This window comes from Nocardia sp. NPDC052566, from assembly GCF_044547285.1.
GTDB lineage: Bacteria > Actinomycetota > Actinomycetes > Mycobacteriales > Mycobacteriaceae > Nocardia.
Window position 1 is genome coordinate 471,693 of the sequence record NZ_JBIUAF010000006.1, and the last position, 14,146, is coordinate 485,838.

Here is a 14,146-nt window from a genome sequence, read left to right on the forward strand (position 1 = left end):
GGCATCTTTATTTGATGCATTCACGGCGGGTGTGGCGGCGATAGCGCCGCCACACCCGCGTTCAGGTGTAATCCATTGGCAGTCAGGTGATTACTTGCCGTCTTCCACCTTTGCCATGGACAGCACGTCCAAGCGGCGGTCGAGTTCTTCCACTGTGAGCTTTTCGTCGATCAACCCGCGGTCGATAACCGTCTGGCGAATCGTCTTCTTCTGCTTCAGCGCCTCCTTCGCGACGGCCGCCGCTTCCTCGTAGCCGATCGCGGAATTCAGCGGGGTCACGATGGAGGGGGAGGATTCGGCAAGTGTGCGCAGGTGGTCGACATTGGCGACCAGGCCGTGCACGCACTTATCGGCGAACAGGCGGGAGACGTTGGCCAGCAGTCGAATCGACTCGAGCAGGTTGCGCGCCATCACCGGGATGTAGACGTTGAGCTCGAAGGCGCCGCCCGCACCGGCGAAGGCCACCGTCGCGTCGTTGCCGATCACCTGGGCGGCGACCTGGGTAACCGCCTCGGGCAGTACGGGATTCACCTTGCCCGGCATGATCGAGCTGCCCGGCTGCAGGTCGGGCAGCTGGAGTTCGCCGAGGCCGGTCAGCGGGCCCGAACCCATCCAGCGGATATCGTTGGCGATCTTGGTGAGGCTCACCGCGATCGTGCGCAGCGCACCGGACGCCTCGACGAGGCCGTCGCGCGCGGCCTGCGCCTCGAAGTGGTCCTTCGCCTCGGACAGCGCGTCGATGCCGGTCGACTTCACCAGTTCCGCAACGACTTTCGTGCCGAAACCGGCGGGCGCGTTGAGCCCGGTGCCGACCGCGGTGCCGCCGATCGGCAGCTCGCCGAGGCGGGGCAGGGTGGCGAGCACGCGCTCGATGCTCGCGCTCAGCTGACGGGTGTAGCCGCCGAACTCCTGGCCGAGTGTCACCGGCACCGCGTCCATCAGATGGGTGCGGCCGGACTTCACCACGGTGCGCCATTCGGTGGACTTGTCCAGCAGCGCGAGCCGCAGGTGCTCCAGTGCGGGAATGAGATCCTTGACGGCGGCCTCGGTGGCGGCCAGATGCGTTGCGGTGGGGAAGGTGTCGTTGGACGACTGTGACATGTTCACGTCGTCGTTCGGGTGCACGGTGACGCCGTTCGCCTTGGCGATGGACGCGATCACCTCGTTGGCGTTCATATTCGAGCTGGTGCCGGATCCGGTCTGGAACACATCGATCGGGAACTGATCGTCGTGCAGGCCGTCGGCGATCTCGGTGGCCGCCGCGACGATCGCGTCCGCCTTCACCGGATCGAGTAGTCCCAGATCCTTGTTCACCTTGGCACACGCCGCCTTGAGCAGGCCGAGCGCGCGAATCTGCGCGCGCTCCAGGCCGCGTCCACTGATCGGGAAGTTCTCCACGGCCCGCTGCGTCTGCGCCCGCCAGAGCGCGTTCACCGGAACCCGAACTTCTCCCATCGTGTCGTGCTCGATCCGGTACTCCGTCTCCTCCGTCATATTTCCGACCCTATGCCCGCGAGCAGCGTGATGGGGCTGCCACGCCTGAGGTCCTTCGCACACCGGCAGCGCGGAATAAGAAGAGCCGCACAGGCGAACGCCTGTGCGGCTCGATCAGCACGCAGGGGTTGTCAGGTCAGGGCAGCGGCGGGTTCGCGTCCTCGTCGCCGATGAAGTCGACCGACGAGTATTCGCGGAGCTTGGTGAGGCGGTGGTACGCGTCGATCATGCGGACGGTGCCGGACTTGGAGCGCATGACGATCGACTGGGTGGAGGCGCCGCCGCCGTAGTAGCGGACGCCGCGCAGCAGGTCGCCGTCGGTGACGCCGGTGGCACAGAAGAAGACGTTGTCGCCGGAGACCAGGTCCTCGGTGCCGAGCACGCGGTCCAGGTCGTGGCCCGCGTCGATCGCCTTCTGCCGCTCCTCGTCGTCCTTGGGCGCGAGCATGGCCTGTAGTTCGCCACCCATGCAGCGCATGGCGGCGGCGGCGATAATGCCCTCGGGGGTGCCGCCGATGCCGACCAGGATGTCGGTGCCGGAATCGGGGCGTGCCGCGGCGATCGCGCCCGCGACGTCACCGTCGGAGATCAGCCGGATCCGCGAGCCCGCGTCACGCACCTGCTGGATCAGGTCGGCATGCCGCGGCCGATCCAGGATGCAGACGGTGAGATCGGACTTCGACAGGTTCTTCGCCTTGGCGACGCGGCGGATGTTCTCCGCGATCGGGACCGAGATATCGATCACGTGCGCGGCGTCGGGGCCGACCGCGATCTTGTGCATGTAGAACACCGCCGACGGATCGAACATCGCGCCGCGCTCGGCGACCGCGAGCACCGCGATCGCGCCGGGCGAGCCCTTCGACATCAGGGTGGTGCCGTCGATCGGATCGACCGCGAAATCGACCTCGGGACCGGTGCCGTCGCCGACGAGTTCGCCGTTGTACAGCATGGGCGCCTCGTCCTTCTCGCCCTCACCGATCACCACGATGCCGCGCATGGAGACCGAGCTGACCAGTTGGCGCATGGCGTCGACGGCCGCGCCGTCGCCACCCTCTTTGTCGCCGCGGCCGACCCAGCGCCCGGCGGCCATCGCACCGGCCTCGGTGACGCGGACGAGTTCGAGCGCGAGGTTGCGGTCCGGCGCCTCGCGGCGGCTGGCTGCGGGCGAAGATGCCGTCATTACGGTGTGCCTCCTACGGTCGTTGCTACTGGTGATTGTCTCAGAAGCGCGACCGTTCCCGTTCATGCACTGCCGTTCCAGATCGGCCGCCATCAAGGGACCGTCAAGACCGTGGTGGATACTGAGTTCGTGCCGAACCAAAAGCCACGGATCCTCAACGACTACCGCGATCTGCTCTGGTCGCTGCTCCCGTTGGTGCTGATCGCGGTGGTATTCGCGGGACTGGCCAGCCAGTGCAGCTTTTCCGCGAGCGGCCCGACGCAGGGGCAGATTCCGCACTTCGACGTGAACGCGGCGCTGAAGGACGACGCGCGCACCATGCCGTTCCCGGTGCGCAATCCGGCTGTCCCCGCCGACTGGACGCCGAACTCCGGCAGCCGCAACACCATCACCGGTCCCGGCGGCGGCCCGATCAGCACTGTCGGCTTCATCACCCCGCAGAGCAACTACATGCAGCTCACCCAGACCAGCGCCACCGAGGAAGCGCTCGCGCGCTTCCTGCTCGGCTCGCGCTACGGCAGCGGCACCGAACTGATCGCGGACCAGAAGTGGATCGTCTACGCCGAGCAGGGCGAGGAGACGGCGTGGATCGCCGACTTCGGCCAGTCCCGGGTGTTGATCAAGGGTGCGGGCAACGAGGCCGCGTTCAAAACCCTTGCCCAGGCGGTCACTTCGGTCCAGCCACTGCCGGGTAAGGCCAAGTAGGCGACCGCCGATTCACCGGTGGCTCACCACGTTGACGATGGTGCCGCTGGGGTCGCGCGCGAAAAACCGGCGCACGCCCCATGGTTCGTCACGCAGGGGATAGACGATGTCGGCGCCCGCCGCGGTCATCGCCGCGTGCACCGCGTCGACGTCCGCCACCTCGACGCTGATATCCGGTTGCGGCGCTTCGGTATCCGCGTCGACGAGGAGCACCTGGGCGGTGGGATTGGACGGCGAGGCCATCGTCACCACCCAGCCCAGATCCATCGCCTCGGTGAAGCCGAGCAGCTGATAGAACTCGCGGCTGCGCGCCATATCGGCGGTGCGGATATCCGGGGTCGCGCGGCGGATGGTCACTACTGATCCAGGTCCGTGCGGGACAGCGCGTCCTCGACGCGCTTGCGCGCACCCGCGAGATGTTCCTCACAGCGGGTGGCCAGCGCCTCGCCGCGCTCCCACAGGGCGAGCGATTCGTCCAGGTCGAGGCCGCCTTGCTCGAGCATCTTTACGACATTCACCAGTTCGTCGCGGGCACGCTCGTAGCCGAAGGTCGCGATCTCGGCCAGTTGGTCGGCGTCCTTGCCGGGGTCGGCCAAGGTCAGTTCCCTCCTGATTCGGTGGTGGTCAGCTTGTGCGTACCCAGCTGCTGGGTACCGAGCGCGGCGGCGGTGATCGCGCCGTCGGCCACCCTGATCCGCAGCTGGCTGCCCGCGGGGGCGTCCTCGATGGTGCGCACCACATGCCGTTCCTGACCGTTGACGCGCTGCACGACAGCGTAGCCACGGGCCAGCGTCGCGGCCGGGCCCACCGCCGTCAGTTTCTCGCGCAGATGCGTGGTCGCGGTGGATTCGGTGCGGATGAGCTGCTCGGCGGTCCGGCGCGCCGCGGCCCGCAGCCGCTCGACTTCCTCGGTGCGCCGGTCGATTTCGCGCAGCGGATCGGCGAGTACCGGGCGCGAGCGCAATTGGCTCAGCGCCCGGGTCTCACGGTCGACCCAGCCGCGCAGTGCGGCGGCGGCGCGTTCGCGCAGGTCGCGCACGCCGGCCAGTTCGGCGGCGGCGTCGGGCACCACGCGCTTTGCGGCATCGGTGGGGGTGGCGGCGCGCAGGTCGGCGACGAGATCGCAGAGCGGGTTATCGGGTTCGTGGCCGATCGCGCTGACGATCGGGGTGGTCGCGGCGACGATCGCGCGGCACAGCGCCTCGTCGGAGAAGGGCAGCAGATCCTCGACGCTGCCGCCGCCGCGGGCGAGCACGATCACGTCGACCTTCGGGTCGCGGTCGAGTTCGGCGATGGCGTCCAGGATCTGGGGAACCGCGGTCGGGCCCTGCACGGCGGTATTGCGGATCTCGAAGCGCACCGCGGGCCAGCGGTTCGTGGCGACGCTGAGCACATCGCGTTCGGCGGCGCTCGCGCGGCCGGTGATGAGCCCGATGGTCTTGGGCAGGAACGGAATCGGGCGCTTGAGCCGGGGATCGAAGAGTCCCTCGGCGGCGAGCAGCGCCTTCAGCCGCTCGATGCGGGCGAGTAGTTCGCCGATGCCGACCGGGCGAATCTCGGTGACGCGCAACGAGATCGTGCCGCGACCGGTGAAGAAGGTGAGTTTGCCGTAGACCACCACCCTGCTGCCTTCCTGCAGCGGGACAGCGGATTTGCGGATCAGGTCCGGATCGCAGGTCACCGAGAGCGACATGTCCGCGGACGGATCGCGCAGCACAAGAAACGCGGTGCGGGTGCCGGGCCGCAGATTGATCTGGGTGATCTGGCCCTCCACCCAGATGCTGCCGAGCCGATCGATCCACTGCATGACCTTGACGGCCACGGAGCGCACGGGCCACGGCTGCTCGGGGGAGCTGGCCGGGGAGCCGGGCTTGGGTTGGCCAGAGGTCTCCCGGCCGGCCGTCGACGGCGAAGCCTCGGGCTCGGGCCCGCCCCCCATCGAATCGCTGCGCGATGCTGGACTCATTGAGCCTGCACAGTAGCGATCCGATTCGTCAGCATGGTCACGAACGCCGCCCGGTCGCGGGTCTGCCGCTCGTAATCCAGCAGCGCGGTCAGATCATCGACGGTCAGCATGCGCAGCCTGGCGCGCAACTGGGCCAGGGTCATATTCGCGTAGTCGTAGCGGGTGGCGACCTCGGGCTCGGTGATTTCCGGTGCGGCGGTGGCGCTGTCGGCGTCGTCGGCCGAGGTGTCGGCTGCTGGCGCTACCGGCTCGGTCTTGACCTGCGCGTGGCCGTTGGTTTCGGTGGCGCGGTCGGTGTCGTCGGCGGTGTACAGGTCGAAACGGCTGGTCCGGCCCGCCGTCGGGTAGTCGGCGCCCGTGGTGTGCTCGACGTCGATGTCTTCGTCGAAGGTGGCCCACTCCGGCTGTTCGACCGGGGTGTTGGACAACTTGTCGAATACGGCGTCGCCCTTGAGCGCGAGGCTGGTCACGAACTGCTGGACGTGCATGGTGGTCTGCAGCATCTGGCTGATCGCGGTGATCGGGAGATTCATTGCCGCCGTGGGTAACCGGCGGGTTTCTTCGAGGGCATACACGGCGGCGCCTGCGGCGACGCGGGCCAGGAACGGTGGTCGAAACATGGTCCTAGCCTGCCCGAAACGAGGTGTTATGCAAAGACGAGTTGTCACGCGAGTGATTCTCGCGCGGATATCCGCGCGAATACTACTGCGGCACGAGCTCAGGCCCCGGAGGCGGTAGCGCAGCGTAACCACGCAGGGGGCAGGGAGTGCCGCCATTGGATATTGCTCGCGCACGTATTCTTGTCTTCATGTCTTCGGCCATCCCCTTGAACGTCGGAATCGCCCGCTCGGCCGGTTCCGGAACCGCCGACGCACGCAAGCGGGTACTGCTAGCCGAACCGCGCGGCTACTGCGCGGGCGTCGACCGTGCCGTGGAGACCGTGGAGAAGGCGCTCGACAAGCACGGCGCACCCATCTACGTGCGCAAAGAGATCGTGCACAACCGGCACGTGGTGGAGACGCTGCGCGAGCGCGGGGTCGTGTTCGTCGACGAGACCGACGAGGTGCCCGAGGGCGCGGTGGTGGTGTTCTCCGCGCACGGCGTCTCGCCCGCGGTGCACGAGTCGGCGGCCGCGCGCAATCTGCACACCATCGACGCCACCTGCCCGCTGGTCACCAAGGTGCACCAGGAGGCGAAGCGGTTCGCCCGTGACGACTACGACATCCTGCTGATCGGCCACGAGGGCCACGAGGAGGTCGAGGGTACCGCCGGTGAGGCGCCCGATCACGTGCAGCTGGTCGACGGTCCCGATTCGGTGGACCGGGTGAGCGTGCGCGACGAGTCCAAGGTGATCTGGCTGTCGCAGACCACGCTCTCGGTCGACGAGACGATGGAGACGGTGAAGCGGCTGCGCGAGCGTTTCCCGAATCTGCAGGATCCGCCGAGCGACGACATCTGCTACGCCACCCAGAACCGTCAGGTCGCGGTGAAGGCGATGGCGCCGGAATGCGATCTGGTGATCGTGGTCGGCTCGCGCAACTCGTCGAATTCGGTGCGGCTGGTCGAGGTCGCGCTGAACGCGGGCGCGAAGGCCTCGTACCTGGTCGATTTCGCGCGCGAGGTGGATCCGGCCTGGCTGGACGGCGTGCGCACGGTCGGCATCACCTCCGGCGCCTCGGTGCCGGAGATCCTGGTGCGCGGTGTGCTCGACATGCTGGCCGAGCACGGATTCGGTGAGGTGCAGCCGGTGACGACCGCCAACGAGACGCTGGTGTTCGCGTTGCCGAGGGAGCTGCGCACCACCAGCCGCTGAGGGGTTGGTGCGTCGGCAAGCGTGGGCCGCGTCGGCAATCAGCTGCGTCAGTGATCGTCCGCGCCGGTGATCGGCAGCGGCGATGAGTTGTCGTCGGTATCAGTAGTCGTCGACGTCGCGGCGCTGTGTGCGGCTCGAATCGCGGTCGCGGTAGCGGACATTCGGCCGGGGATGCGGCGGCATCTCGCCGCCGCGGGCGCGCGTCGCGGTGCCGCGCGGCTGATCGCCCTCGGTGCGGGGCGACGCCGCGGCGGGCCTGGCGGCGCGGCTGCGGCCCTCGCGCGGGTAGCCCCCCTTGGCCACGCGCGGCGGCGCGTCGGCGACCTGTGCCGCGGGGCGCCGGTTCATCCGAGGCAGATGCTGTTCGGTGGGCGGGTCGTCCAATTCCGGTGTCGACGGCCGTGGCCTGCGGCGGGGTGGCTGCTCGGACGCGGTATCGGCGTCGGCGCGACCGGCGCGCGCGCGTTTCGGTGCTGTGCGGCCCCAGCTGTCCCGGCGGCGCGTCTGCTTCGCGCGCTCGGCCGAGTCGCCGCGCCGATGTAGCAGGATCCGGACGGCGCCGATGAGGCCGACGAGCACGGTGGCGATCGCCATCCACGGGAACCGGTGCACCAGCGGGATCGCCAGGTTCAGCAGGATGTCCTTGGGCGCGAGCGAGGTACGTCCGGTCAGCTGCATATAGGCCAGTGGCACCGCGAAGAGCAGCAGCAGCGGCGGCAGCACCATCGTGGTGAACAGCCCTCGATAGCGCACCGCCAGCACGGCGAGCACGCAGCCGAGGATATACAGCGTGGCGAAGGTGAGGGTCAGATCCTCACCTTCGCCGCTGGCATCGATGACGAAGCCCAGAACCGTGCAGGCAACCGCGATCAAGACCGCCGCGCCGGCCGGGACACCCGGGACCGACGGCAGGATCGAACGATGCGGCGCGGGCACCCGGGATCGCACACGTTGGGAAGCAGCCACGATATGAACACTAACCGCCGCCGCGCCCGTCGGTGTTATGGCACGGCGGTGCCTGGGCTAATCGCCGGCGTCGGCGAAGCCGACGGCGCGCGGCCACGAATCGACCCGATGGATTGCTGGCACCTCCTGTTCAGCTATTTCCAGATCGTGCAGTTTGCGCGCGGTGACCATCACCCGCGATTCCACCGAGGCCACCGTGTAGTTGAAAGCGTCCACCGCCTTGCCGAGTTGAGCGCCGAGCCGGTCCAGGTGCCTGCCGGTCATACCGAGCCGCGCGTACAGCTCGCGGCCCAGTTGCTGGACGGTAGCCATATCGCGGGACAGTGCCTCCTGCCGCCAGCCGAACGCGATCGTGCGCAGTAGCGCGATCAACGTGGTCGGCGTCGCGAGGATCACGTTTCGGCCGAATGCGTACTCGAGCAGTCCAGCGTCGGTGGTGAGCGCCGCGTCCAGGAACGGGTCGCCCGGCACGAAAAGCACCACGAACTCCGGCGCCGGATCGAAGGCCGCCCAGTAGGCCTTGTCGGCCAATTGATCGATATGCGAGCGCAGGTGTTTGGCGTGGCGGGTGAGCGATTCGGCGCGCACGTCGGGATCGTCGGCGGTGCTCGCGTCCAGGTAGGCGGTGAACGGCACCTTGGCGTCCACCACGATCTGCCGGTCGCCCGCCAGATGCACCACCAGATCGGGGCGGACCGTTTTCACCCGCCCCGTCGGCTCCGCCTCCTGCCATCCCCCTCGGCCGTCGCCGTCGCCGCGCGCCGCTCTGGTCACCTGGGTGTCGAAATCGCAATGCCTGGTCATACCGGCCAATTCGACGACCCGCTCCAGTTGGATCTCGCCCCACCGCCCGCGCACCTGTGGCGCGCGCAGCGCGGCGACCAGCTGGCTGGTCTGGCTGGTGAGCTGATGGGAGGTGCGCTGCATGCCCGCGACCTGTTCGCGCAGACTCGAATACGCGTTGATGCGGTGATGCTCGACCTGCTGGATGTGCTGGTTCAGCGCGCCGACCGCCTCGCGCAGCGGTTCGACCATCGCCCCGATCGCGTGCGAATGCCTGCGCGCCGAGTCTTCGCTCGCGGCGCTGAGCGATTGCCGGAGCAGGTGCTCGTTGTCGGCGGCGGCGGCCAATCTCGCCTCGGCGGCCGTCGCCCGATGTCCCGCGCGGGCGGCATGCCCTAGCCAGCCGAGACCGATCCCGGCGGCGAATACCAGCACAAGCGCGAACAGCATCGGTGCGGTCATGGCAGAGATGCTGCCGCACCCCACCGACAAGAACGCGACGCCGAGCAACCACGCAGCGCCGTGTCGAGCAAACTCGACCGACCGGCACCCTTTGTCGGATATGCGAATTGCTCCACCCCGAGGTCGCAACGGGTGCAACACCGTTGACGAACGGACGCGATGCGAAACACAGTGGAGGCCGCAGCGAACACGCCGGGCGGAAGTGCGGCAAACCCAACACGAACGGCCGGGCGATTGATACGTGTCGGTCCTGTGGCCTACGGTTTCGCGACATGCGGATGCTGCACACCTCGGACTGGCACATCGGGCGCACATTCCACGGGGTCGATCTGCTCGCCGACCAGGCCGGTGCGCTCGCCGCGATCGCGGAGCTGGTCGCCGCGGCCGCGGTGGACGTCGTCGTGCTGCCCGGCGATGTGTACGACAGGTCCATCCCGAGCTCCGACGCGATCGCGGTGTGCAACCGGGGGTTCGAGGCGATCAGGGCCGCCGGTGCGGTGATCGTCGCCACCTCGGGTAACCACGATTCACCCGCGCGGCTCGGCGCGGGCGCCAGCTTCGCCGCGGCGGGCGGGCTGCATCTGCGCACCACCGTCGCCGACTGCGCGCGGCCGGTACTGCTCGCCGACGACCACGGCGAGGTGGCCTGCTACGGCATTCCGTATCTGGAACCGGAGATCACCCGCGCCGAACTCGGTGTGCCGCAGGCGCGTTCGCACGCCGAAATCCTCGCCGCGGCGATGGACCGGATACGGGCCGATATCGCGGACCGGCCCGGTGCGCGCACGGTGGTGCTCGCGCACGCGTTCGTCGTCGGCGGCGAGGCGACCGGATCGGAGCGATCCATCTCGGTGGGCGGGGTGGAGACGGTGCCGATGTCCGCGTTCGACGGCATCGACTATGTGGCGCTCGGACATCTGCACTCGCCGCAGACGCTGTCGGAATCGGTGCGGTACTCCGGCTCGCCGCTGCCGTATTCGTTCGCCGAGAGCTCCCACCGCAAGGCCGTGTGGATCGTCGATCTCGACGCGACCGGCCTGCGTGCCGTCGAACGCCACGACCTGCCGACGGTGCGCGGCCTGAGCAAGCTCACCGGAACACTGGACGAGCTGCTCGGCGACCCCGCGCACGCCGCCGCCGAAGCCGACTACGTCTCCGCGGTGCTCACCGACCAGGCCCGCCCGGTGGACGCGCTGCGCAAGCTGCGCGAGCGCTTCCCGCACGCGGTGCACGTGGAATGGATACGCCCAGACGGCAACTCGGAGTTGCGCTACCGTGAGCGCGTGCACGGCCGCCGCGACACCGAGGTGGCGCAAAGCTTCCTCACCGACGTGCGCGGCGAACCCACCGACGGCGAAATGGCTTGGCTGGAAAGGGCTCTCGCCGCGGCGGTGGCAGAGCGGGAGCCGATCACGGTGCCGCAAGACCCGGCCGGGGAACTGACGGCATGAGCGACGCGAACGCGCGGCGCGCCTCCCGCATCGCGGGCCCGGCACTGGCGAGACTCGACGGAAATCCCGTCGACAGAGGTATCGCATGAGGTTGCATCGGCTGGAGATGACAGCGTTCGGGCCGTTCGCCGAAGCCACTGTCGTCGACTTCGACGTGCTCGGGGCCGACGGGCTGTTCCTGCTGCACGGGCAGACCGGTGCGGGTAAAACCACCGTGCTGGACGCGATCGCGTTCGCGCTGTACGGGCGGGTGCCCGGTGCGCGCGGGGAGAGTAAGCGGCTGCACTCCGATCACGCGCCGGAGCAGACGCCGCCGCAGGTGGTGCTCGAGGCGACCCTCGGCGGGCGGCGGGTGCGGCTGACGCGTATTCCGGAATTCGAGCGGCCCAAGCTGCGCGGCACCGGGATGCGCACCGATCCGGCCAAGGCGACGCTGGCCTGGCTGGACGGGCGCGGTGAGAACCTGTCCCGCATTCCGGATATCGGCGACGAGATCGTCCGCCTGCTCGGCATGAGCGCGGACCAGTTCTTCCAGGTGGTGCTGCTGCCGCAGGGCGACTTCGCGCGATTCCTGCGGGCGGACAACGAGGATCGCGAGAAGCTGCTCGAAAAGCTCTTCGACACCGAACGTTTCGGCAGCGCGGAGAACTGGCTCGCCGACAAGCGCCGCGCCTCCGCCGCCGATGTCGACGCGCGCAAGCAGGGCATCGACCGGCTGATCGCGCAGATCGGGGTGGCGAGCGGTGCGGGCGCCACCGAGACCGTCGGCCCGCTGGAGGCGGTCGGCTGGTCGCAGGACCTGCTCGCCACCGCGCGCGCCGACCTCACCACGACGGCCACGGAAACCGAACGCTGCCAACAGGAATCGGCCACCGCGAACACCCGCGCCGAGGAACAGCGCCGCCTGCACGAGCTGCGCCGCCGTATGACGACCGCCCGCGCGCAACTCGACGACTACGCCGCCACCGCCGGTCACCGCGCCGCCATGCACGCCGAACTCGACCTCGCGCGCCGCGCCGAACCGGTCTCCGCCGCCATCGACGAGGCGCGCGCGGCGGTCATGCTGGGCCGCCGCCGCGACGGCGAAAGTCGCAGCGCGTCACTGAAACTCGCGGCCCGCATGCGCGAACCCGCCGGTGCCGATCTCGGCGGCCTCGAACTCGTCCGAGACGAACCCGCCGAGTCCGGTGCCCAGGCGGTTCCCGTCGTGTGTGCGGACGCCGATCTGGATGCGGCGATCAGGCGGTGGAGTGCGCAGATCGGTTCGCTCGACGACGTGCGGGCCGATGCGGTGACCGCGAATACGCTGACCGTCGAATCGGCCGGGCTGCGCGACGAGGACACCGCGCTGACCGGCCGGGTGGCGAAGCTGATCAAGCAGCGCGAGCAGTTGCCCGCATCGATCGCGAGCATCGAGGCCAAGGTGCGCGAGGCCACCGCGGCCGCCGCCACCGTGCCCGGGTTGACGGCGGAGGTCGAACGGTTGCAGGCGGCCGCGACGGCCGCGGTCGAACTCGCCTCGCGCCGAACGACCCTCGACCACGCGCGGGTGGAGCTGGATACCGCCCGCGCCGCGCATTTGGACGCCAAGGAGCGGGTGCTCGACCTGCGCGAGCGCCGATTGCACGGTATGGCAGCCGAATTGGCCGGTCAGCTGGCCGACGGCGAGCCGTGCACGGTCTGCGGGTCCGCGGACCATCCGGCACCGGCGCGCCCGGGCTCGGCCGCGGTGTCGAAGGACGCCGAGGACGCCGCCGCCGTCGCCGAGCAGGCCGCCGAGCAGGCGCGGGACCGGGTTCTCGACCGAATCACCGGCCTGGAGAAGGAGATCGAGGCGCTGATCGCCCGCGGTGGCGATACCGACCGTGTCGAGCTGACCGCCGCCCTGCGCGCCGCCACCGACCGCTACCAGGACACCATCGAACTGGCCGAACTGGCCAACGGCCTCACCGCCGAACTGACCCGCCTGCGCGCCGACGAGACCCGCCTGCAGGACGAACTCCGCGACTGCGACTCCCGCCGCAGCACCGTCCTCGCCCGCATCGCCGCCACCGAAGCCCGTCTCGCCGAACTCACCGCCCGCCTGCGCGCCGCCGCGGGAGCCGACGAAACCATCGACCGCCGCCGCACCCGCCTCACCACCCTGATCGCCGAGGCAACCACCCTGCGCGACGCCCGCACCGAAGCCGCCGCCGCCGGTGACGCGGTCACCGTCGTCGCCGACCGCGTCGAAAGCCTCGCCCGCGCAGCGGGATTCGTGCCAGAAGGGATGACCGCACCGCGCGGGATCGCGGCTGGCGATGACGCAGTCGTACCTGGAATCGCCGCGCCTGAAGCCGATACCGGTGCACCGGCAGCGACCAGCTCCGATACGGCCGGGCCCCGCGTAGGTGCGCGCGACGATGTGGCCCTCCTGACCGCCTACGCGAGAGTGGTTACCGCGGCGTCGCGGACCGCGCAGCGGCAGCAGGAGATCGACAAGGAGCTGGTCGCCGCGGATCGTGCGCGTGCGCATGCCGAAGCGGTGCTGGCGGAACCGGAGATTCGAGCCGCCGCCGTGGCGCAACCCGGTGATCTCGCCGAACTGGAGTCCCTTGTCGTCGCGGCCCGTGGCCGTCTCGACGTGGCGGTGGCCGCGCATGCCGAGGCGAGCAGGCGGGTCGGCTTGCTGGAGGATCTCGGCGGTCAGTTGTGGGCCGCCGTCGACCGGATCGCCCCGGTGCAGCGCGCCCACGAGGAATTGGCCGGTCTCGCCGAGGTGGTCGCCGGTCGCGGCGAGAACAACCGGCGAATGTCGTTGCGCTCCTACGTTCTTGCCGCCCGCCTCGAAGAGGTGGCCGTGGCCGGATCGGTCCGGCTGCGCCGAATGTCGGGCGGCCGTTACGAATTCGTGCACAGTGACAAGGCGGGCCCGCGCGGCAGGCGCGGCGGCCTCGGCCTCGACATCCGCGACGACTACACCGGCGCCATCCGCCCCGCCAAAACCCTCTCCGGCGGCGAAACCTTCATGGCCTCGCTGGCTTTGGCCCTCGGCCTCGCCGACACCGTCGCCGCCGAATCCGGCGGCATCGTCCTGGACACCCTCTTCATCGACGAAGGCTTCGGCGGCCTGGACGCCGACACCCTCGACGCGGTCATGACCGTCCTCGACGAACTCCGCGAGGGCGGCCGCGTAGTAGGCGTCGTCAGCCACGTAGACGAAATGCGCCAACGCATCCCCAGCCGCCTCCACGTCCGCCGCGGCCGCACCGGCTCCCACCTCCAAACCACCGTCGCCTGACGTCAGCGATACGGGGGTCAGCGGCGCATGCCCCCGGTGTTGCCAC

At 69.4% G+C, this 14,146-nt stretch carries 12 protein-coding genes; 4 read left to right on the plus strand and 8 right to left on the minus strand.

The window, feature by feature from the left end; genetic code table 11:
• Nucleotides 1–90: 90 nt before the first annotated feature.
• Both ACIG5A_RS32020 and glpX read right to left on the minus strand, forming a co-directional pair.
• On the minus strand, nt 91–1,494 hold the full coding sequence (locus ACIG5A_RS32020) for a class II fumarate hydratase (protein WP_397246905.1): 1,404 nt from the start codon (nt 1,492–1,494) through the stop codon (nt 91–93).
• 136 nt (nt 1,495–1,630) lie between these two features.
• Complete coding sequence (gene glpX, locus ACIG5A_RS32025) at nt 1,631–2,674, minus strand: class II fructose-bisphosphatase (protein ID WP_397246908.1); 1,044 nt, start codon at nt 2,672–2,674, stop codon at nt 1,631–1,633.
• Nucleotides 2,675–2,803: 129 nt separating this feature from the next.
• Between glpX and ACIG5A_RS32030 the strand changes: the two genes are divergently transcribed.
• Entirely contained in the window at nt 2,804–3,379 is a 576-nt protein-coding gene (locus ACIG5A_RS32030) for a DUF4245 domain-containing protein (protein WP_397246910.1), read from the plus strand.
• A 12-nt stretch (nt 3,380–3,391) separates the two neighbouring features.
• Here the strand turns inward: ACIG5A_RS32030 and ACIG5A_RS32035 are convergent, their stop codons facing one another.
• Genes ACIG5A_RS32035 through ACIG5A_RS32050 form a run of 4 tightly spaced genes read right to left on the minus strand, consistent with a single transcriptional unit; the run spans nt 3,392 to nt 5,965 of the window.
• Complete coding sequence (locus ACIG5A_RS32035) at nt 3,392–3,736, minus strand: VOC family protein (protein WP_397246912.1); 345 nt, start codon at nt 3,734–3,736, stop codon at nt 3,392–3,394.
• The gene (locus ACIG5A_RS32040) at nt 3,736–3,975 is read right to left on the minus strand and encodes an exodeoxyribonuclease VII small subunit (RefSeq protein ID WP_397246914.1); all 240 of its coding nucleotides are present in this window, start codon (nt 3,973–3,975) and stop codon (nt 3,736–3,738) included. The genes ACIG5A_RS32035 and ACIG5A_RS32040 overlap by 1 nt, the downstream gene beginning before the upstream one ends.
• A gap of 2 nt (nt 3,976–3,977) precedes the next feature.
• Nucleotides 3,978–5,318, minus strand: coding sequence for an exodeoxyribonuclease VII large subunit (gene xseA / locus ACIG5A_RS32045; protein WP_397247969.1), 1,341 nt, complete (start codon nt 5,316–5,318; stop codon nt 3,978–3,980).
• A gap of 23 nt (nt 5,319–5,341) precedes the next feature.
• Nucleotides 5,342–5,965 (minus strand): lipid droplet-associated protein, encoded by a 624-nt coding sequence (locus tag ACIG5A_RS32050; RefSeq protein ID WP_397246916.1) that lies wholly within the window; start codon nt 5,963–5,965, stop codon nt 5,342–5,344.
• A gap of 188 nt (nt 5,966–6,153) precedes the next feature.
• Between ACIG5A_RS32050 and ACIG5A_RS32055 the strand changes: the two genes are divergently transcribed.
• Nucleotides 6,154–7,158, plus strand: a complete 1,005-nt coding sequence (locus ACIG5A_RS32055) for a 4-hydroxy-3-methylbut-2-enyl diphosphate reductase (protein WP_397246918.1) — start codon at nt 6,154–6,156, stop codon at nt 7,156–7,158.
• A gap of 99 nt (nt 7,159–7,257) precedes the next feature.
• On the opposite strand, the gene ACIG5A_RS32060 is transcribed toward ACIG5A_RS32055, so the two are convergent.
• Nucleotides 7,258–8,124: a DUF6542 domain-containing protein gene (locus tag ACIG5A_RS32060; protein WP_397246921.1), complete on the minus strand. Its 867-nt coding sequence runs from the start codon at nt 8,122–8,124 to the stop codon at nt 7,258–7,260.
• Nucleotides 8,125–8,181: 57 nt separating this feature from the next.
• Nucleotides 8,182–9,369: a DNA recombination protein RmuC gene (locus tag ACIG5A_RS32065; protein WP_397246923.1), complete on the minus strand. Its 1,188-nt coding sequence runs from the start codon at nt 9,367–9,369 to the stop codon at nt 8,182–8,184.
• A gap of 272 nt (nt 9,370–9,641) precedes the next feature.
• Here ACIG5A_RS32065 and ACIG5A_RS32070 point away from each other — a divergent pair, with 272 nt between their 5' ends.
• Nucleotides 9,642–10,820 carry an exonuclease SbcCD subunit D gene (locus tag ACIG5A_RS32070; protein WP_397246926.1) on the plus strand — a complete coding sequence of 393 codons (1,179 nt, stop codon included), beginning with the start codon at nt 9,642–9,644 and terminating at the stop codon, nt 10,818–10,820.
• An 85-nt stretch (nt 10,821–10,905) separates the two neighbouring features.
• Nucleotides 10,906–14,100, plus strand: coding sequence for an AAA family ATPase (locus ACIG5A_RS32075; RefSeq protein ID WP_397246928.1), 3,195 nt, complete (start codon nt 10,906–10,908; stop codon nt 14,098–14,100).
• Nucleotides 14,101–14,146 lie beyond the last annotated feature (46 nt).